Annotated in this window: 14 protein-coding genes; 9 read left to right on the forward strand and 5 right to left on the reverse strand. The window is 35.7% G+C overall.

Annotation, left to right across the window (positions count from 1 at the left end):
* Positions 1-3 precede the first annotated feature (3 nt).
* Positions 4-1,164: a tyrosine/phenylalanine carboxypeptidase domain-containing protein gene (locus Q0983_RS01335; protein WP_299547585.1), complete on the forward strand. Its 1,161-nt coding sequence runs from the start codon at positions 4-6 to the stop codon at positions 1,162-1,164.
* Here Q0983_RS01335 and Q0983_RS01340 read toward each other — a convergent pair.
* The 3 genes from Q0983_RS01340 to Q0983_RS01350 form a co-directional block, all read right to left on the reverse strand.
* Positions 1,156-2,376 (reverse strand): tRNA modification GTPase, encoded by a 1,221-nt coding sequence (locus Q0983_RS01340; protein ID WP_299547587.1) that lies wholly within the window; start codon positions 2,374-2,376, stop codon positions 1,156-1,158. The genes Q0983_RS01335 and Q0983_RS01340 overlap by 9 nt on opposite strands.
* A gap of 139 nt (positions 2,377-2,515) precedes the next feature.
* Positions 2,516-2,935, reverse strand: coding sequence for a DCC1-like thiol-disulfide oxidoreductase family protein (locus Q0983_RS01345; protein ID WP_299547591.1), 420 nt, complete (start codon positions 2,933-2,935; stop codon positions 2,516-2,518).
* Positions 2,936-2,953: 18 nt separating this feature from the next.
* Positions 2,954-4,843 (reverse strand): tetratricopeptide repeat protein, encoded by a 1,890-nt coding sequence (locus Q0983_RS01350; protein WP_299547594.1) that lies wholly within the window; start codon positions 4,841-4,843, stop codon positions 2,954-2,956.
* A gap of 308 nt (positions 4,844-5,151) precedes the next feature.
* On the opposite strand from Q0983_RS01350, the gene Q0983_RS01355 reads away from it, so the two are divergent.
* Together Q0983_RS01355 and Q0983_RS01360 are read left to right on the forward strand one after the other, a co-directional pair.
* Positions 5,152-6,729 carry a thiol-activated cytolysin family protein gene (locus Q0983_RS01355; RefSeq protein WP_299547597.1) on the forward strand — a complete coding sequence of 526 codons (1,578 nt, stop codon included), beginning with the start codon at positions 5,152-5,154 and terminating at the stop codon, positions 6,727-6,729.
* 138 nt (positions 6,730-6,867) lie between these two features.
* Complete coding sequence (locus Q0983_RS01360; RefSeq protein WP_299547600.1) at positions 6,868-7,788, forward strand: leucine-rich repeat domain-containing protein; 921 nt, start codon at positions 6,868-6,870, stop codon at positions 7,786-7,788.
* Positions 7,789-7,800: 12 nt separating this feature from the next.
* On the opposite strand, the gene Q0983_RS01365 is transcribed toward Q0983_RS01360, so the two are convergent.
* A complete protein-coding gene (locus tag Q0983_RS01365) occupies positions 7,801-9,957 on the reverse strand; it encodes a DNA mismatch repair protein MutS (RefSeq protein WP_299547603.1) in 2,157 nt (718 codons plus the stop codon).
* A gap of 176 nt (positions 9,958-10,133) precedes the next feature.
* On the opposite strand from Q0983_RS01365, the gene Q0983_RS01370 reads away from it, so the two are divergent.
* A complete protein-coding gene (locus Q0983_RS01370; RefSeq protein WP_299547606.1) occupies positions 10,134-11,237 on the forward strand; it encodes a DUF2911 domain-containing protein in 1,104 nt (367 codons plus the stop codon).
* A 69-nt stretch (positions 11,238-11,306) separates the two neighbouring features.
* Here the strand turns inward: Q0983_RS01370 and recG are convergent, their stop codons facing one another.
* Positions 11,307-13,412 carry an ATP-dependent DNA helicase RecG gene (gene recG, locus Q0983_RS01375; RefSeq protein WP_299547609.1) on the reverse strand — a complete coding sequence of 702 codons (2,106 nt, stop codon included), beginning with the start codon at positions 13,410-13,412 and terminating at the stop codon, positions 11,307-11,309.
* A 191-nt stretch (positions 13,413-13,603) separates the two neighbouring features.
* Between recG and Q0983_RS01380 the strand changes: the two genes are divergently transcribed.
* The 5 genes from Q0983_RS01380 to Q0983_RS01400 all read left to right on the forward strand — a co-directional run bounded on the left by Q0983_RS01380 (position 13,604) and on the right by Q0983_RS01400 (position 19,469).
* Positions 13,604-15,691, forward strand: a complete 2,088-nt coding sequence (locus Q0983_RS01380) for a histidine kinase (RefSeq protein ID WP_299547612.1) — start codon at positions 13,604-13,606, stop codon at positions 15,689-15,691.
* A gap of 8 nt (positions 15,692-15,699) precedes the next feature.
* Complete coding sequence (locus Q0983_RS01385) at positions 15,700-16,266, forward strand: response regulator transcription factor (protein ID WP_299547615.1); 567 nt, start codon at positions 15,700-15,702, stop codon at positions 16,264-16,266.
* Positions 16,267-16,516: 250 nt separating this feature from the next.
* Complete coding sequence (locus tag Q0983_RS01390) at positions 16,517-17,014, forward strand: hypothetical protein (RefSeq protein ID WP_299547618.1); 498 nt, start codon at positions 16,517-16,519, stop codon at positions 17,012-17,014.
* Positions 17,015-17,111: 97 nt separating this feature from the next.
* Complete coding sequence (locus Q0983_RS01395; RefSeq protein WP_299547621.1) at positions 17,112-17,276, forward strand: hypothetical protein; 165 nt, start codon at positions 17,112-17,114, stop codon at positions 17,274-17,276.
* A 216-nt stretch (positions 17,277-17,492) separates the two neighbouring features.
* The gene (locus Q0983_RS01400) at positions 17,493-19,469 is read left to right on the forward strand and encodes a M1 family metallopeptidase (RefSeq protein ID WP_299547624.1); all 1,977 of its coding nucleotides are present in this window, start codon (positions 17,493-17,495) and stop codon (positions 19,467-19,469) included.
* The last annotated feature ends 71 nt before the right edge of the window (positions 19,470-19,540 follow it).

A 19,540-nucleotide genomic window follows, 5' to 3' on the forward strand; every position in this document is an offset into this window, starting at 1 on the left:
TTTATGAAGGTTGAGAACAATGTAGCTACTAAAGCACTTTTGGAAATAGATCATAATATTGATGAGCTGGTTAAGCAAATTGAATTGCTTAGCTATGTGAATCCTACTAATATTGAAGAAGAAAAAAAACGTTTTTTTTCATCCAAGTATTTAACCGATCCTGTATTTCAGTATCCTACCATTAATTTCGACCGGTTTAAACTTCACAGAAAGCTTTTTGAAAACAATTTGGAGTGCATTGAAGACGAGCAGATCAGGAAATTGTATGAAGATATTATTTATCAATATTCTGGTTTGATCCAATGTATTGAGACCATTGGAAGCGGTAAGAAGTTTTACTACAATTGTTTGCACTGTTTTGGAACTCCTACAGAGCGCGACGTTGAAAATGCCAAGTTTATTTTGCATTTTGAGGAAGAGCCTAAAGACCTAGGTATTTTTGAACCAAAGTATAAAGCCAAAGAAGCTATATCCTTTTTTGAAGCTTATTCGGAACAATACGGCTTTGAGTACAATATTACCCAGTCTGATAAAATTTCAGCCATTGCTATGGTCCTGAATAATATTAAGACCTTAGTATTGAACTCCAATTATACATTTTCAGATAATGAAATAGCAGTATTGACCAACCATGAAATAGGGGTTCATATGGTGACCACCATGAACGGGTTGCTGCATCCTTTAAAGATATTTTCGCATGGCTTCCCTAATAACGAAGAAACCCAGGAAGGTCTAGCAGTATTTGCCGAATATATGAGTAATAACCTTACCGTAAAACGTTTAAAGGAATTAGCGTATCGTGTTATAGCGGTGGATAGTTTGGCCAAAGGGTATTCGTTTTCAAAAACGTTCAGGTTACTTCATAATCAATATGACCTGGATAGGGAAAAAGCATTTTTTATAACCTTAAGAGTACACCGTGGAGGCGGGTTTACCAAAGATTACCTGTATTTAACCGGTTTAAAAAAGATTTACGACTACTATCATCAGGGAAAAGATTTAACTCTGTTACTAACCGGAAAAGTAACTTTAGAATATGCCGAAGACATAGAAGCTCTTATGAAAAAGGGATTGGCAGTGCCTGCAAAATATATCACCGATGCATATACCGAGAATAGCAACACTGATAAAACCGTGGAGTTTATTTTAAGAAGTTTAAAATAACTTATAACCAAAAATCAGGGATATTGTTTCATAATCACCTAAAATTCCAATGCCTAAAGAATCAGTTAAATTTCTAGGTTCATGGTAGCGAAACTCCAAACTATATTTGTTGTGAATTTGGTAACCCAACCCAAAGGCAATACCTGGGCTGCTTTTTATTTCCGATTCTGCACTGTTCACTAAAAGGCTTGAGTTTAGAATTATATCAATTACAACAGATGCATTTAAAAAGAGCTTTGAGTCCGCATTAAGAAAAAAATAGTGTCTTAGGCCTAAAGGTATTTCAATGGAGGAGAAATCCAATTCTAAAGAGATTTCCTGACCTACAATAAGATCAAATGGGTTTCTGATTACGCTCCCTTCAAAACTGGAACTTCTGTAGGTAGGTTCTGCTATAAGAGACCATTTATTGTTATTAAACGACAGGATATTTTCCAATTCAATACCAAAAGCAAAATTTAGTTTTGTTTCAAAGTCATAATCTTGAAAAGCAGAAGATAACTTGCTTATATTATTTAAATTAGAACTATTGAGACGCGGTCTTAAGGTTAAATTGAACTGCCCCTTTCTCTCTTTGCTTTCATAACTATTGTATGAGGAATCAATACATTTATGATATTTTTTAAAAATACTAATTAAACTAGCCTTATTATACTGCAAATCTTGAATTGTTCTAAGACTAATACCTGGGCATCCCAAAACGGTTTTGATCTGTTGTCGGAATTGATTATTAGTTCCAATATTGTAGTTAGAAACCAGGTATTTCTTATAAACTAATTGTTTAATGTCCTTATCTTGTTCAGAAAAAAAGAACCGCTTTAAACCACTTTTTTGATAAGAATATAAATTTACTTTTCCTTCGAAAAGAACTTTTAAAAAGAGAATCTCTTCATTGAAAACAGGGCTTTTAATACTACTTAAGCTGTTTTTATTATCACTTGATTTATCAATGTTTACTTTTGCTTTTACATATTTTGACACACCATGAATGCCAAATTCCTTGACATGCCCGATATCTAAATGTCTTTCTTTGGAATCATTTGATAACTTAAAAGAGAATTGATCCGGATTGTTCAACCAATCCATGTTCTTTATAAGACAATCTATCCTAACGTTGGAGTTGTTTATGTAATATCCTTTTTCAAAAGAAATTTGGGCATTTAAATTAAAGCAGAGGAAGGCAATAATATAAATATAATTCGCTTTTTTCATTATACTGAATTTTATGAATCACGCAAATTTAAATATTTATAAGAATATACGTTAAAAAACTATAAGTTTTTTTTTATAATGTAATAATTTAATTTTGAGATCAGTATTACCCAATTAATTAAATATTAAGTGGTTTTAATTATTCCAAAAACTTGCTCTTTAATTCCGGTGTCGGGATCATACAGGCGTCTTTTTTTCCATACCACTTGTAACGGTTTTTAGCAATATAATCATATACCCAATTTCTAATGAAGGGAGGTATGACAAAGAATATACGCATTAAATTTCTTGGAAATCCTAAATGACCGGCTATTGTTAAAGCTGCACTGGATTTATAAGTAATGCCTTTTCCGGGCGTATAAAGCAGGATAGAGTCCGTTTTGGAGGTATCAATATTATGGGTATCAATAACGTCTTGTCCGGCCTTACCCTGCAAGGGCGCAAACAGGAACAGGTGCTTTTTATCGTGCTTTATAACATATTGCACCGAGCTGTTACAAAGGTTACAAACCCCGTCAAAGAGAATGAGTTTTTTATCGTTTGGGACCGTTACTTTCATATTTACAAAGATACGGCTTTACATGCTATTGAGAAAGGAATTAAGGTCGGTCTCCTTGTCAAGATTTAGTTTCTTTTTTAACCGGTACTTGCTTTTTAAAACACTTTCCGGTAGTACATTAAGCATGGAAGCTATTTCTTTGGTAGAGAGGTTCATACGTAGAAAAGAAGCGAGCCTGATTTCCTTTTCCGTGATCTCGGCGTAAATAGCTTTTAATTTATTGTCAAAGTTGTTGTGTACTTCAGAGAAATAAGATTTGAAGATTTCCCAGTCTTTATCTTCCGCGCTTTCTTTTTTAAGGAGCATGACCAGGCGCCTGAATTCCACTTTAAACAACTCCGGTGATCTTTTGATCTTTTCCAGGTTCTCTTTTAGTTCCTGGATAAAGGTGCTTTTTTGTACCAAATGCAGGGTCTGGCTTGCCAGTTCTTTCTTTTTAAACTCTATTTCCTGTTTATAGATAGCTTCCTGTTTTTCGCGTGCCATCCGGTTCTTTTTTATGCGTTGTTTAAAACCAAAATAAAGTAATCCGGCTATAGCTATAAAGGAGAACATGCCAATACCGTATAGGGTTTTAGTAAGCTTATCGTTTTCGGCTTGTATATTTAGGGTTTTGATCGCTTCGTTTTGCAAGGCTATTTGAGCTTCTTTTTTTTCGGTTTCGTATATGGTTTTAAGTTCCTCAATTTGTTTGTTTTTCTCTAAGGAAAACACACTGTCGGTAGTTTTTTTATGTAATTTTAAATAGATAATTGCTTCGGAATTTCTATTTAAAGCTTCCAGAATTTCAGAACGTAAGTTATAAGATTCCATGAGTCTATTTAAAGCCCCAATAGGTTCTAATATTTTGATTTGCGAGTCGAGAATATTTAACGCTTTTTGGTAATTTGAACTAAGAAATTCAACTTTTGTGAGCCCTAACAGGGAGTGGGCTGTATTGAATTTCATTCCTTGTCCCTCGGATATAGTTTTGGCCTTTTGGTACAACTCCTTGGCTTGAGAATAGTCCTTTTTAATAATGTATAAATCTCCTAAACTATTTAACGCACTTATAAGAGCGGCATTATTACCAACTTCTTCTCCTAGGCGTATAGCTTCTTTTTGGTATTGTATGGCTTTGTCATACTTGTTCAAATCCTGATAAGCCAATCCCGCGGAATTTAAGGCATATGATTTATACATTTTATCATTGAATTCATCATATATTTTAATTGCAGTATTAAAGTTTTTTATTGCTGATTCATGATTTTTTAATGCTTGATCGAGATCTCCCATTTGCTTTAAAGCGTCCGCTTTCCTCACCTTATCATTGTTCTTTTCGTAAAACTTTACAGCCTTTAGCGTTTCTTTTAAAGCCAAATTAAAACTCCCCATATCCATATAAATCTTTCCCAAACCATCATAAAGTGCACCTAAGAACTTGTTCTCTAGATTAGTATTACTAGTATTCTCAAGTAATGCGATATTTTCTAATGAAAGAGACAGTGCATCTTCTAAATCTCCATTTAGCCTTTTAATATCAGTGAGGATGTGGTTCAATCTAATAAGACCGGTTTGATCATTGAGTTGAATGTATTTTTCTTTAGCAATGTTGTAGTAGTGTTTTGCGGAATCAAACTCTGAGCGGTTGTAAAAATAGTTTCCCATTTGTCTATTTCCATTTGCAATACCTAAGGTATAATCCAGTTTTTTTGATAAGTCTAAAGACTTTTCTGCAAATGTTTTGGATTCCTCAGGCTTACTAAACATTAGTTTTGCATGAAGCAAATTCAATGTTTTTATCTTGAGCGTATCATTCTTTTGATTCTCATAATCATTTATTAGGCTATCGATAAATTTCTGATTTTGAGTCATTACCGAATTACAAACAAAAACTACTAGCAAAAAGAATAAAAAGTTAGGTTTCATAGATTGGCGTTTTGTTGCTCTAAGATAGGTATTATATCCATTCAGAATTCAACCTTGTCCGAAACACAAAACGCACTTGTCCATGGAAAATCTATGGTTTTTAATTGTTAAATGTACTTTGGATAGATGTTAATATGCTGAAAAACAGATGGTTGATATTGTTTTCTGATTCTGGTGATTTCTAAGTGTCCATGTTGGTTTTCGGCGATTTCACTGCATGATGTCCATGCTTTGTCCATGCTCAAAATTAGATTTTAGCTGCGTTGCTATCTAGTTTTGAAGTGTTGAATTACAAAAAATCAGAAATTATGAAAACCCAGCTATTAACAATGAAACCGGTATGGTATGTACTGGTATTAGTGACCATTTTATTTTCCTGTAACGGATGCAGTTCGGAAAATGCAGATAATAATGATAATAATGAGATCATTTCGGAAGACACCTTAAAAGAAATAAATGCCTTTTTGGCAAGCCTTAGCAATTTTATACAGCCTGATGAGCAACCGACCGAAGCGTTTGTTGAAGAGGTTAGTAAAGAGCGGGAAGGCAATACTGACGAATGCACGGTATCAAAGTATAAAATGGCGCCCGGCTTCAGTGAGATGATATTGCTGGACCCCACAAGCGATGTTATTTACCCCGGAGCTATGTTAAAGGGAGAATCCATTCCAACAGGAGAGTATATAGGGATCACCGGTGGCAGGGCGCCCATCACCTTATCCGTATCCCTGGAGAGTTTAAACGGAAAACCTTCGGTAGTCATTGAAAATCCGAACATCAGTACGGTTAGAGAAGGTGTTAAAGAGATGCTTCAACAAGGCGTGACGGGGTCTGCTTCGGCCAAGGTTAATTTTACCACTGAGGAAGTGTATTCCGAGGAACACCTGAATATAGCCCTTGGAGCAAGTTACACCAAAGGTAAAAACAGTGTTTCAGGATCTTTTAACTTTAGTAGTTCCGAAAAGAAGTACAAGTACGTTGTTAAATATTTACAGGTTTACTACACCATCGACCTGACCATTGAAGATTCAAGAAACCCCGGAAAATTATTCACAGAAGTTCCGCAGCTTAATAGTACAAGTCCGGTGATTGTATCATCTGTTAAGTATGGACGCATGTTGTTGTACACAGTTGAGACTAACGAGAACTGGTCTGATACCCATGCCGCCTTTAATGCCGCTTTTGCAAACGGATCGGCCGGTGGATCGGGAGAACATGAGAGTTTTTGGAATAGTTCTACAGTGAAGGCCCTGGTTATAGGAGGCTCCTCCGGTGATGCCGCCAAGGTAGTTACCGGTCCGCAAGGCGTATACGATTATATCACCGAGGGCGGCGAATATTCAATTGATTCTCCGGGCGCGCCACTTGGGTATACCCTTAGATACATACGTGAAGGCTTTCCTATTGCCAATGTGGTTTTGGCAAGTGAATACAATATCAGAACCTGCTATGAAGCCTATCAAAAATTCGGAATAGAACTATACGGGTTTAATCCATGGAACGTGGTAGGAGAGAACAACCTGGAAATATATGGCGATATGCGAATAAGAGTTTATCAGGACGGTAATAAAAAGGAAGAAATTAAGTGGCATCATGGTGCCAATCCATCCATGAATATCAATGAACGGACCTTTTTCGAAATTCAAACCCCAGATTCGAGTTCAGAGGTTGAACTGTATAAGCCCGACTTGGAGACAGATTATATTGAATTGTATTCGTCATTTTATGAAGCCAACGGGGCCTTTTCTCCGCTTTATTTTGGAAACGGAACGGAAAAAATCCTATTGAAGAACGTTCAAAACACCAAGGAGCCCTATATCCGTATTATTTTAAAGAACGACACAGATGAAATGCGAACGTATTTTTACGTTTGGCGTATTTATTAAGGCAGAACCATGCTATTAGTCAATGAAGCAGTCGGCACCTAAAGTTGTAGATTCAACAACTTGGTGCTGGCTGTTTATTCCTGTCAAAAAAGGATGCTCCATAGTGCATAAATTAAAGGTCAATTAAAAATTCAAAGAATGAAAACACCAATATATTATTACATATTTTTTACCCTGATCAGTTTACAAAGTTTGCCTGCGCAAACATTTGAAGTAGACGGTATTAATTATAATGTCCTAAATGCTACCCAAGTAGAAGCAACCAGCAAATCGGGTTGTTACACCGGGGACATAACCATACCGGCCACAGTTGATTATGCTTCAACTACTTACAATGTCACTGCTATTGGATATGAAGCCTTCAGAACCTGCTTAAATGTAACCGGCATAAGTCTGCCAAATTCAATTACAGAAATTAAAGATTATGCCTTTAGAGACTGTAGAAATATTACCACCATAACATTACCGGATTCGGTTACAAACATAGGGGAAGGTGCTTTTTTGTACTGTACGGAGTTAGTCTCCGTAAACATACCCAATGCTGTGACAACGATAAAAATGCACACGTTTTCTCAATGTGGTGAATTAACATCCATTACTATACCTGAGCTTGTAACTTCTATAGGTACCTACGCGTTTAGTAGTTGTTTCAAACTAACTGCAGTAAACGTAAATATAAATACACCAATAAATATTGCATCGCAAGTATTTTTCAATCTTGATATATCTCAAATGGTTTTAAATGTGCCTCCGGGAAGTGAGACAGCGTATGCTTCGGCATCTGTTTGGCAGGGCTTTGGAGCTATAAATGGCACATTAAGTGTAAATGTTGTTGAACAAAACAAAGCATTAAGGCTATACCCAAATCCGGTTAAAGACAGGATGCGTATTTCCGGTTTAAAACAACCTGAAACCTATGCTATTTATAATGTTATTGGAAAACATGTAGCAGGTGGTTCGGTTCAAAATGAAAACCCCATTCACATGAGTACATTAACAAACGGATTGTATTTTTTAAAGTTAAAAAATGGAAATACCTTAAAATTTATAAAAGAGTAGGAGCATTATAGTTTAATCTACCAATTCTAACTGTTCCAGACTAACTTTGGTTGTAAATACGCCATAGTTCACTATGGCTTTGTTTTTTTCAATCTTGTCAATGGTGCCTATGGAGCGCCCGTCTTCCAGTCTGACACGGTCACCCACTTTTAAAACAGGCTTTGGTTTTGGTGCTTCAACAGCTTTTTTCCTGGCGGCTTTTTTCTTTTTTCTAATGACTTCAACCTTTTTTTCAACCTCCTGCTTTACCTGTTTCTCTTTGGCTTTTTCAACTCTTTTTTGTTTAGCTGAAACTTTTTTACGCTTGGAGTTTTCAATTTGAACCACTTTGAACAGCTCAGACATTAACTCGCGCTTTTGTTTATTATTGAAATACTTTTCGGCCAGATCATTCACCTTTTGCCCCAGGTAGATCAGGCGTTGGTTGCTGTCATACAGCTCCTGGTAACTTTCCAGCTTCCTTTGGATTTTCGCATTGATCTCTTCTAATTTATCGGCTTCTTCACTTGTTTTTTTCTCATTAAGTTTTAAGGATTGCCCGGTTTTTTCTAACCTGGAACGCTCTTTTTGAAGTTTGGCTATTGTGGCATCAAACCTGACTTTGCTGCGCTCTATCTTCTTTTTAGCCCGGTTTATTAAACTATACGGAATGCCGTTTTTCTGAGCTACCTCAAAAGTAAAAGAACTACCTGCCTGGCCAACAACCAATTTGAACATAGGTTCCAGAGTACGTTCATTGAAGAGCATATTAGCATTTACCATACAAGGCAATTCTGTGGCCAATATTTTTAAGTTTGAATAGTGCGTGGTAATAATGCCAAAGGCTTCCCGGTGATAGAATTCTTCTAAAAATGTTTCGGCCAGTGCGCCACCAAGTTCCGGATCACTACCGGTTCCGAATTCATCAATTAAGAAAAGCGTGTTTTTGTTGCACTTTCTTAAAAAGTAGTTCATTTGCTTTAAGCGGTAGCTATAGGTGCTTAAATGATTTTCAATAGATTGATTATCGCCAATATCGCTTAAAATCCTGTCAAACAAGCAAGCTTTACTGCGCTCATGTACCGGAATTAAGAGGCCGCTTTGCAACATAACCTGCAGTAATCCGATGGTTTTAAGGGTAATGCTTTTACCACCGGCATTGGGCCCTGAAATAACAATAATTCTGCTATCCTGTTTTAATTCAATGGTCTGAGGAAAGGTTTTTTCACGCTTTTCCAAATTGGTTAAATAGAGTAGCGGATGGTAGGCATCCCGTAAAAACATACTGCTTTCATACGTTATCTCAGGTAGAATAGCATCCATAGAACGCGCATATTTGGACTTGGCAGCTATCACATCCATTTGAATTAAAAACTCCTGGGAATCTCTTAAAAGCGGTGTAAACGGCCTTATAAAGTTGGTAATGTCCTTGAGGATCCTGATGATTTCCTCTTTCTCTTCGTATTCCAGGTTATTTAGTTCCCTGGTATGCTGAAGGGTAGCTTCGGGTTCAATATAAACAATACTACCGGTCTTGCTGCTACCCATTATGGAACCTTTCACTTTACGTCTGTACATAGCTTTAACAGCTAATACGCGTCTGTTATCAATAACAGATTCTCTGATATCGTCTAAATATTCATGGCTGTGATACAGGTTGAGAGCGGTAGCGAAGCTTTGGTTTATTTTTCCTTTGACCAAATTGATGGACTGCCTTAGCTGATAAAGCAGGTCTGAAGCATTGTTTTTGATATCACCGAATCTATCAACAATATGGTTTATTTTTTCAATGATCTCTTTGGTAACTTCTATGTTGGAAGCAAAATTATTTAGTTGCGGATAGTATTCCTCGAACTTTTTTAGGAAAAGAACAATGTCGTTAGTCGTTGCTGAAATGGAAGTTATTTTTTTTAAACTGTAAACCTCTAAGTACGTATTGTCTATGTTTAATAACTTCAACTCTTTATTTATAGTTTCGAACCTGTGATTCGGGATCTTATTTTCGTTGTAAAAAGAGGATAAATATTCATTGGTCAGTTCCAGAGCCTTCAGAATATCGTCTTTAGATTTGAAAGGTGTTATTTGTAAAGCGCGTTCGTTTCCTAAAGGGGTAATGCAGTGTTCACTAACCTGTTCTAAAACGGTAGGGAATTCTAAATCTTGCAACGTCTTTTCGTGAATATGTATCATTTTGATGCTAAAAGAGAAAGCAAATTTAAACATTCTAAGTAGATACTTACTGTGTTAAAGTATTCTTAACAGAAATGTTAATTAACAGTTGGGCTAAATTCTTTAACAAAACTCTAACGTTACCCGATCTTAAATGTGTCTATCTTAAGGACGCAATCAAAATAAAACAAACTAAAATGAAAACTAACTACCTTATCAACTCACTGTTATTTCTCTTATTAATTTTTGGTAATAATTTAGACGCTCAGATAAATTTGCCCAGGGCAAGTCAGCAGGCATCCGTCTCTCAGCGTATCGGTATTTCAGATGTTAGTATCACTTATGCGAGGCCAAGTGTTAACGGAAGAGAAATTTGGGGTAAATTGGTGCCTTTCGGTATGAATGATCTGGGGTTTGGTACATCGAAAGCGGCTCCCTGGCGGGCCGGAGCTAATGAAAACACTATAATTAGTTTTACTCATGACGCTAAATTAGAAGGAAAAGAAATAAAGGCCGGTACTTACGGTTTGCATATTGAAGTGGTAGATGAAAACAATGCAAATATTATTTTGTCCTATGATACGGACTCTTGGGGAAGTTATTTTTATGATGAGGCAAAGGATGCTTTGAAGGTTGGGGTAAAGATGAATGATGTTCCTCATAAAGAGTTATTGACTTACGAAGTGAATACTGTTGATGCGAATTCTGCTATTGTATCCCTTGTTTGGGAGAAAAAAGAAATACCTTTTAAGGTAGCCTTTGATGTTTCTAACCTGGTGTTATCTGATTTTAGGTCGAAATCTAAAGGGAACTTGGGTTTTATGAGGCAAAATTGGGAGCAGGCTGCCAACTATGCTCTTAATAATAATGGGGATTTGAATGAGGCTCTGGGATGGATTGATGGTGCGATCGCCGGGAATTTTTATAGCCAGAAAACATTTAATAACCTTCAGATAAAAGCGCAAATCCTGGAAAAATTAGGAAAAGCAGATGAGGCTTCTAACTTAATGGACGAAGCACTGTCTTTAGCAACCATTTTTCAGGTGCATCAGTACGGAAGGACTTTAATAGCTAAAGGCGAAAAAGATAAAGCTATGGAAGTCTTTAAAATGAATGCTAAAAACAACAAAGGCCAATGGCCGGTACATTATGGTTTGGCAAGGGCGCTTTCGGCTAAAGGCGATTATAAAACGGCATTAAAACATTTAAAAATAGCTTTAGGTAATGCGCCAAATGATGCAAGTAGGGGTAGGGTTCAGGCCAATATAGAAAAACTGGAAAAAGGAATAGATATAAATTGAAAATCACGCCAAACATCAATCAAACTACAAACAACTATGTGATGCCCGATTAGATTTCTGATCGGGTTTTTAACTTATGTAATTCCAGATATTCTTGTATTTTGACAGTGCTTTGTAGGTATTTAAAATAGCTGCGTTTTCAGTGCTTGAAAGTGAAGGGTCTTCTTTTAAGATCTTTTTGGCGTAATAGCGTGCTTGTTGCAAAAGGTCTTTGTCCTTAACGATGTCTGCAATCCTGAGATTTAACACGCCACTTTGTTGTGTTCCCATAACATCGCCGGGCCCGCGGAGTTTTAGGTCAACTTCTGCAATTTCAAAGCCGTCATTGGTTTTAACCATGGTCTCTAAGCGGGTTTTACTGTCGCTTGTTAATTTGTGGCTGGTCATTAAAATGCAATAGCTTTGTTCTGCACCACGACCCACACGACCACGTAACTGGTGTAATTGCGAGAGTCCGAAACGCTCGGCACTTTCAATGATCATTACTGAAGCATTCGGGACATTGACGCCCACCTCAATAACGGTAGTAGCTACCATAATCTGAGTTTCTCCTTTTATAAAGCGTTGCATTTCATAATCTTTATCAGCGGGTTTCATTTTCCCGTGCACTATGGAGATTTGATAATCCGGAAGTGGAAAATCCCGGGCAATACTTTCGTAACCATCCATCAGATCTTTATAATCCATTTTTTCACTTTCTTTAATTAGCGGATATACAATGTAGATCTGTCTGCCTTTTTTGATCTCGTCCCTGATAAAACGAAAAACATTTAGTCGGTTTTTGTCGTACCGATGTACTGTTTTGATAGACTTCCTTCCGGGAGGTAATTCATCAATGATTGAGATGTCTAAGTCGCCATAAACCGACATAGCTAAAGTGCGCGGAATAGGAGTAGCGGTCATAACCAAAATGTGTGGAGGTGCGGAGCCTCCCTTATGCCATAATTTACTTCTTTGGGCAACTCCAAAACGATGTTGTTCGTCGATAATAGCGAGCCCTAAGTTTTTAAATTTCACCTTGTCTTCAATAAGCGCATGCGTGCCAATCAAGATCTGTAAATCGCCATTTTCCAAAGATTTGTGAATTTCTTGTCTGTTTGAAGTTTTAGTTGATCCAGTTAATAGTTTTATTCTGATATTCAATTTATTACACCATTCTAATAATCCATTATAGTGTTGAACTGACAAAATTTCAGTCGGAGCCATTAAACAAGCCTGAAAACCGTTGTCAAGTGCGATTAATATTGACATAAACGCTACTATGGTCTTTCCGGAACCTACATCACCTTGCAAAAGCCGGTTCATTTGTGCATGACTCCCTAAATCGGATCGGATTTCTTTTAACACACGTTTCTGTGCATGGGTCAGATCAAAGGGCAAATGCTCTTGAAAAAACGTATTAAAGTAGTTGCCGACTTTTTCAAAGGTGTGTCCTTTTATTTTTGATTTATGAATTAAATTTTTCAGAATTAATTGCAATTGAATAAAAAATAATTCTTCAAATTTTAGTCGTAATTGTGCCTTGGAAAGCAAGTCCTGATTTTTGGGGAAATGGATATTCAGTAAGGCGTCACTTTTTGAAATCAACTGTAATTCTGAAAGTAAGTTTTGAGATAAAGTTTCAGAAAATTTGCCTTTGGTTTCTAAAAACAGTTGTTGCACAATTTTACTAACAACCCGGTTACTGATGCCTTTGTTTGATAATTTTTCTGTAGACGGATAAATGGGTTGAATACCGGAGCGTAAGCTTTTTTTATGGTCTTCCAGTAATTCAATATCCGGGTGAGGCATGTTGAATTTTCCACTAAACCAATTGGCTTTACCAAAGATCACATAAGGCGTATTGAGTTTAAGGCTTTCACGAATCCATTTTTGTCCTCTAAACCAAACCAGTTCCATAGTACCCGTTTCGTCCTGAAACGTGCCCACTAACCGCTTGCCTCTTTTTTGAGCCACTTCCCTGAATCCGGTGATAACACCAACAACCTGAATTTCGGCATTGCTTTGTTGTATTTGGTTGATCTTGTAATACCTGGTGCGGTCAATATAACGGTTTGGAAACAGGTTTAGTAAATCCTGATAGGTGTGAATACGCAATTCTTTCTTAAGTAGATCGGCCCTATTGGGGCCAACGCCTTTGAGATAGTCTATGGGAGTTTGGAGATTCACGCTCATAAAAGCTAAATTATGACTTTCATGAAAAAACGTCAAAAGAATAATGCTATTAGAGTAAAATAACTAAAATGAGTAGTTGTTGTACTTAATTTTGAGTATGTGTGTGAAATTTTCCTCTTTTTATTTGGTGTTGTGTGTATATTATTACGAAAAATTGATAAATTACATACTCAAAAGCAACCTAACCAACCATGTCTCTGAAAGTGAGCCAACGCATTATTTCTATATTGCTTAACCCTTATATTGTTGCCTTACTGGTGTCTGTTGCAATTATTGCTGGTATTCCTGATTCTTTTTCAAGGTATGAGGTGAGTTTAGAAACGAAAAACTATAGTAACCTTTTAACAAGTAAGGTGTATCATCACGATTTTGACGGTGATGGATTGAGTGAACGTATAGAAGCACAGACCAATACTTTGGGTAATGCCAGTTTTTTGTATTATCATTCCAACGATGATTTTGTAGACCAAATTAATTTTAACAGCAAATGGCCGTTTAGACCAAAAAAAGATACCAGAAACCTATCGTTTAGTGATATTAATGGTAATGGGCATAAAGAAGTTTTTTTGATAACTCAAAGAGCAGATTCTATTTTTTTAAATATAATAGAGCTTTTTGTCGATCATGGTATTGAGCTTCACAATATATTTATTGACACCATTGGTAAGTTTAATGGGGAACACAAATTTTGGATTGGCACATCTTCCATAGATCTGGAAAAAAGTAGCAACGGGAATGAAGTGGTATTTGGTATTTTGACTGGGTTTGCTGCTAATCCACGTAATATATACAAATATAACCTTGAAGATAATAGAATAATAAAATCGCCTCATCTAACCAATTCATTAGCCCTAAAAGAAACGTATGATTTGGATGCCGATGGAAGGAATGAAATCCTGTTGCATGGCTCTGCTTATGGGAATGCCATAGAAAGTGTTTATTCAAAACGTTCGGATTATAGTACGTGGTTGACGGTGTTGGATGATGATTTAAGCTTTTTATTTGAGCCTGTGGGATTTAAGGGGCTGGGATCGACATACTGCTATGAATTTAAGAAGGGTAAAGCGTCAAAAGTAATTGCGCTCTTCAGATCCAGGCAATATAAAAAACAGACCTCCAAACTCCTTACACTATCCATAGATGGTAAAATAGAAGGCGAAGCCCTGGTTCCAAGTGGTAAACAAGTATTGGTAAAAGTAAATGACACTGAATTTGTAATTTTTAATAATGATAAAGGTGTGTTTCGTGTCTACGATAATAATTTGAAGTTAATAAAAGAAATAACAACAGAACCTTTTAGGTATGCTTATTTGTATGATGTGAATGGAGATGAAACTAAAGAATGGCTAGTGATGCATAACGACTACAAACATGTTTCCATTTATACCCTCAATTTTAAACAGCCGGTTACTTTTGAGTTAAGTGGACCTGAAGAAGCCCGGGTTAATTTAGGTTTTAGAGAAATAAGAACTAATAAACGCCAGCTATTTTTTCAAAAAGATAAGTTTTTAATGTATTGCGATTACCGCGAAAACCCATTATATATATACCAATACGGTATTTATATTGCTATATACTTTGGCATTTTGGGCTTGGTTTTTTTGATTCTTAAAGGGCAGAGCATCAGGGAGGCCAAAAAACAGGCTATAGAAAGCGAAATTGCAGAGTTGCAAATCAAGACTATAAAAAATCAGGTAGATCCCCATTTTGTGTTTAACGCGATTAATACAATTAGCGAAATGACTTTGGCGGATAATAAGTTAGAAGCAGATAACTTTATATGTCGTTTTTCGGACTTTATGAGGGATACCTTGCAAAATTCTGATAAGATAATGACCACTTTAAAAGAGGAGCTGGAGTATACAGAGAACTTTATTAAACTACAAAAGATACGCCATAACAATAGTTTTGATTACGATATAAGTGTTGATTCAGCTATAAATACAGAAACAAAAATACCTAAACATGTATTGTTTACTTATGTAGAGAATGCCATTAAGCACGGACTGACATTAAATCCAATTAAAGGCATGCTTAAAATTGAAGTTAAGAAACAAAAACAAGGTATGTTATTGACGGTGGAGGACAATGGTGTTGGTTTAAGGAAGAGTAAGGCTAATAATAAGCATTCTACCGGTAGTGGTTTACTTATAATGGAAAAGATATTTGATTTGTATGCAAAACTCAATAAAAAGAAAATTATCCATAATATGATTGAGTTAAAAGATAAGGTTGACAATAATAAGGGTGTTAGAGTGGAAATTAAAATATTAAATTAATTAAACGTATGGAAACAAAAACGATTAAAGTAATTGTGGTAGATGACGAAACCAGAGCCTTAAACCGCATGAAAATTTTGTTGAATAACTTTCCATATGTTGAAATATTGGAATTGATTGATGATGCCGAAAAAGCATTTAGTGCTATTCTATATCATAAACCACATCTGGTATTTATGGATATTGAGATGCCCGGGCGTTCAGGTTTGGAACTGGCCGAGGACATCAATAAGAATAATTTGGATACTAAAATCATTTATATCACGGCTTATGATCACTATGCCATAAAAGCTATAAAGACCTATGCCTTTGACTATCTGTTAAAACCCGTAAATATTGACGAGCTTAAAACAACCTTAGAACGTTTTAAAACCAAATTACTGTCTAATCTGAGTAAACGTGAATTTGAGATCATTCGTTTAATAGGTAAAGGCTTGAACAGTAAAGCTATTGGAGAAACACTCTTTTTAAGTCGCCATACAGTTGATACTTACAGGCGTACCATTCTTGAAAAAACGGGTTGCAAAAATGCTGCTGAGTTGATCAGTTACGCAACCAGGAATCATTTAATCTAAATAGTCATTCGGTTGCTAAGTATATTTCTTTTTGGATTACTCAGTTACCAGGGCTATTTTACTTAATCTTTGAAAACAAACACTTTATCTTTCCGTTTATCTATACTTTTTACCATTGGTCTTAACTCTCAATTTTGAGTACTAAAACTCTCAGAGTTATCAATATTGTTAGGTGGTTTTCCATTTAAATTTACAGCAAACAAAAAAATCAAGAAGCTGTATTGGCAAAAAGATTAAAATTTAAACAAACATGGTCACATTTATTGTTAAAGTCATAGTGACGTTATTTTTATTTCTAGTAGCAGCTATAATAACTGGGTTTTGGCTTTTATTTGGGACAGTTTATTTGGTTTTGATGCTAACACGCATCATTATTATTTATACTATAGCTCTAATTAACTCTTTTATCAGTGGAACGGTTTTAAAAGAAGATTATAACAAAGCTATAGAGGAAATTGTAAACACATATGTTTTTAATTATGTAAAGATATGTTCATTGCCAATAATGATATGGCATAACCAATTGACACCGAGTAATCAAGGTTTAAAACAAATTTTATCAATAGAACTTTTAGAAATAAAGAAGAGTTGGTTTATAACAACTACGGTATTCGTATCATTTATGTTGTCTTTTGGTTTGTGTTTATCGTGTTTGCTGTATGCAAATAATAAAGAAATGATAGACGCTTATTTAGAAGGTAAAATTATTTCTTCCAATATAGAAATGCAGAGAAGATCAAATCAGTGATAAAAGAGCAGATTAATTGCCAAGTAGATTTTTAAAAGTTGTCAAGGAATAAATAGAAAATATCAGAATATAGTGTTTAATTTTTAAAACTTGAGATATGTCAAATTTAGTTAGAGCTGCTAAATATAGGGAGCGAGCAGCAAAGTATAGGCTACAAGCAGAAAAACTTAGAAAAAGAGGTAATGAAGTAAGGGCTGCGCAATATGAACGGTCTGCAGCAGCTGACGAAGTAAAAGCAGCTAAGCTAGAAAGAAGAGCGTAATTCCTTTTTATTTTAAGAAGCCATTTGAATTAATTTAAATGGCTTCTTTGCGTTTGTGGCATTTTTGGACTAAAGTTTGCTATATTGGTTATATGAAATGAGCATTAATAAGTTTTATCATTTAAATTGTCGCAAATGGTAAAATTTTAATGCGAATTACTGAATGAGAAGAAATCTTTTGTTTCTTCAAAATTCTAAACGAAAGATTTCGAACAGATGAAATTATTGAGCCTCATTTTCTTTTTCTTTATAGCTTTTTCAGGGTTTTCCCAGCAAACGGATTGTGTAGATTTTAAAACGGCCCATGCAGACCTGTCCATTAAACCGAATAGCAGCGAGGTAGGAGGTCATGTAGTTTATACTTTCGAAGTATTAAAAGATATAGACTCCATTTATCTAAACGCCAATAATTTTTTGCATGTAGAAGGTTTATTAAACGAAACGATATTTCATGATTATGATAAAAAATATTTTGTTGTAAAACATGAATTCAAAAAAGGAGAGACGCATCAATTGGATATTGGTTTTGTGACTCAGCCCAAAAAGGCCTTTTATTTTATTGGTTGGGATGAGGGAGAAGGTGATTTCGAGAACTTCAATCACCAGAAAAAGCAGGTTTGGACTCAGGGTCAGGGTAAATATACCAGCAACTGGTTGCCTAGTATTGATGATATGAATGATAAAATTGAGTTCGATTTATCAATAACATTTGATTCTGACTATAAAGTTATTGCCAATGGTAAGCTAACGAATAAACAAATAAACGAATCGACAATAACCTGGCATTACGATATGCAAAAACCCATGTCCAGTTATTTGGTGGCCTTAGCCATTGGGAAATATGATAAAAAGGTCGAGTACTCTAAAAGTGGTATTCCTTTGGAAATGTATTATTACCCGGAAGATTCGCTAAAGTTTGAACCTACCTACCGTTACACAAAAAGGATGTTTGATTTTTTAGAGGAAGAAATAGGTGTGCCGTATCCATGGCAAAATTACAAGCAGGTACCAGTAAAGGATTTTTTATACGCCGGTATGGAAAATACCGGAACAACTATTTTTTCAGACAGTTATGTTATTGATTCCATTGGGTTTGCAGACAAGAATTGTGTAAATGTGAATGCCCATGAATTGGCGCATCAATGGTTTGGCAATTTGGTAACGGAAACCTCCGGTACGCATCATTGGTTACAGGAGGGTTTTGCTACCTATTATGCCTTATTAGCTGAAAAAGACATTTTTGGGGAAGATTATTACTATTGGAGGTTGTATGAATATGCCCGGGAGCTACTGGAGCAAAATAGGGCAGGGCAAAGTACTTCGTTGTTGGACCCAAAATCCAGTAGTACTACTTTTTATAAGAGAGGTGCCTGGGTATTACATGTGTTGCGTGAGAAAGTAGGTAATAAGGCTTTTAAAGAAGCGGTAAAGCGCTATTTGTTGAAACATCAGCTTAAAAATGTGGAGACTAATGATTTTATAAGTGAAGTTGAAAAGGCTGGTGTGAAGGATTTGGATGCTTTTACTGAAAACTGGTTAAACACTCAAACTTTTATGTATGATAAGGCTTTGGAGAGTCTTAAAAGATCTGTTTTTATCCAGGAATATATTATGGCGGATTGTGAAGCACAGACCGCTAAGTGTCAGGAGTATTTGTCGTCCTGGATCTCTGATGAGGCTAAATCAAAAGTTGTATTTCAATCACCTGAGCTTATCAATAAGCAAGCTTTTAAAAACCCATTAAAAGTCAGGCAGGCTATAGCTCAAAGTTTAACAGATATACCATCAGAATTAAAAGCTGATTACGAATCGCTTTTAAATGATAAGTCCTACAGGACCATTGAATCGGCTTTGTTTAGCTTATGGCGTAATTTCCCTGAGGATAGAGAAAAATATCTGACTCAAACCAAAGATGTTGTTGGTTTTAATGATAAAAATGTCAGGATCCTTTGGTTGACGCTGGCCTTAATAACCGAAGATTTTGAAGTTGAAAATAAAAAGGCTTATTTTGATGAATTAATTGGTTATACAGGTTCTGAATACGGTTTTGAAGTGCGGCAAAACGCGTTTCAGTATTTAAATCAAATACAGGCTTGCAATAAGACTTGTGAAGACAATTTAAAACAAGCTACAACACATCATAACTGGCGCTTTAAAAAGTTTGCTAAGGCACTTCTGGAAACTCAGGAATAACATTGGTGTGAGTGCGAACGGAGTGAAGCAATCCAGGTGCTTGCATCATAAATAATGATGAGATTACTTCG

It is taken from the genome of Seonamhaeicola sp. (assembly GCF_028281565.1).
Taxonomy (GTDB): domain Bacteria; phylum Bacteroidota; class Bacteroidia; order Flavobacteriales; family Flavobacteriaceae; genus Seonamhaeicola.

What these genes read in the sequence shown, in the direction of transcription:
- Q0983_RS01335 (WP_299547585.1), top strand. Translation starts at nt 4, where the DNA reads ATGAAGGTTGAGAACAATGTAGCTACTAAAGCACTTTTGGAAATAGAT.
- Q0983_RS01340 (WP_299547587.1), bottom strand. Translation starts at nt 2,376, where the DNA reads ATGAAAAAAGCGAATTATATTTATATTATTGCCTTCCTCTGCTTTAAT.
- Q0983_RS01345 (WP_299547591.1), bottom strand. Translation starts at nt 2,935, where the DNA reads ATGAAAGTAACGGTCCCAAACGATAAAAAACTCATTCTCTTTGACGGG.
- Q0983_RS01350 (WP_299547594.1), bottom strand. Translation starts at nt 4,843, where the DNA reads ATGAAACCTAACTTTTTATTCTTTTTGCTAGTAGTTTTTGTTTGTAAT.
- Q0983_RS01355 (WP_299547597.1), top strand. Translation starts at nt 5,152, where the DNA reads ATGAAAACCCAGCTATTAACAATGAAACCGGTATGGTATGTACTGGTA.
- Q0983_RS01360 (WP_299547600.1), top strand. Translation starts at nt 6,868, where the DNA reads ATGAAAACACCAATATATTATTACATATTTTTTACCCTGATCAGTTTA.
- Q0983_RS01365 (WP_299547603.1), bottom strand. Translation starts at nt 9,957, where the DNA reads ATGATACATATTCACGAAAAGACGTTGCAAGATTTAGAATTCCCTACC.
- Q0983_RS01370 (WP_299547606.1), top strand. Translation starts at nt 10,134, where the DNA reads ATGAAAACTAACTACCTTATCAACTCACTGTTATTTCTCTTATTAATT.
- recG (WP_299547609.1), bottom strand. Translation starts at nt 13,412, where the DNA reads ATGAGCGTGAATCTCCAAACTCCCATAGACTATCTCAAAGGCGTTGGC.
- Q0983_RS01380 (WP_299547612.1), top strand. Translation starts at nt 13,604, where the DNA reads ATGTCTCTGAAAGTGAGCCAACGCATTATTTCTATATTGCTTAACCCT.
- Q0983_RS01385 (WP_299547615.1), top strand. Translation starts at nt 15,700, where the DNA reads ATGGAAACAAAAACGATTAAAGTAATTGTGGTAGATGACGAAACCAGA.
- Q0983_RS01390 (WP_299547618.1), top strand. Translation starts at nt 16,517, where the DNA reads ATGGTCACATTTATTGTTAAAGTCATAGTGACGTTATTTTTATTTCTA.
- Q0983_RS01395 (WP_299547621.1), top strand. Translation starts at nt 17,112, where the DNA reads ATGTCAAATTTAGTTAGAGCTGCTAAATATAGGGAGCGAGCAGCAAAG.
- Q0983_RS01400 (WP_299547624.1), top strand. Translation starts at nt 17,493, where the DNA reads ATGAAATTATTGAGCCTCATTTTCTTTTTCTTTATAGCTTTTTCAGGG.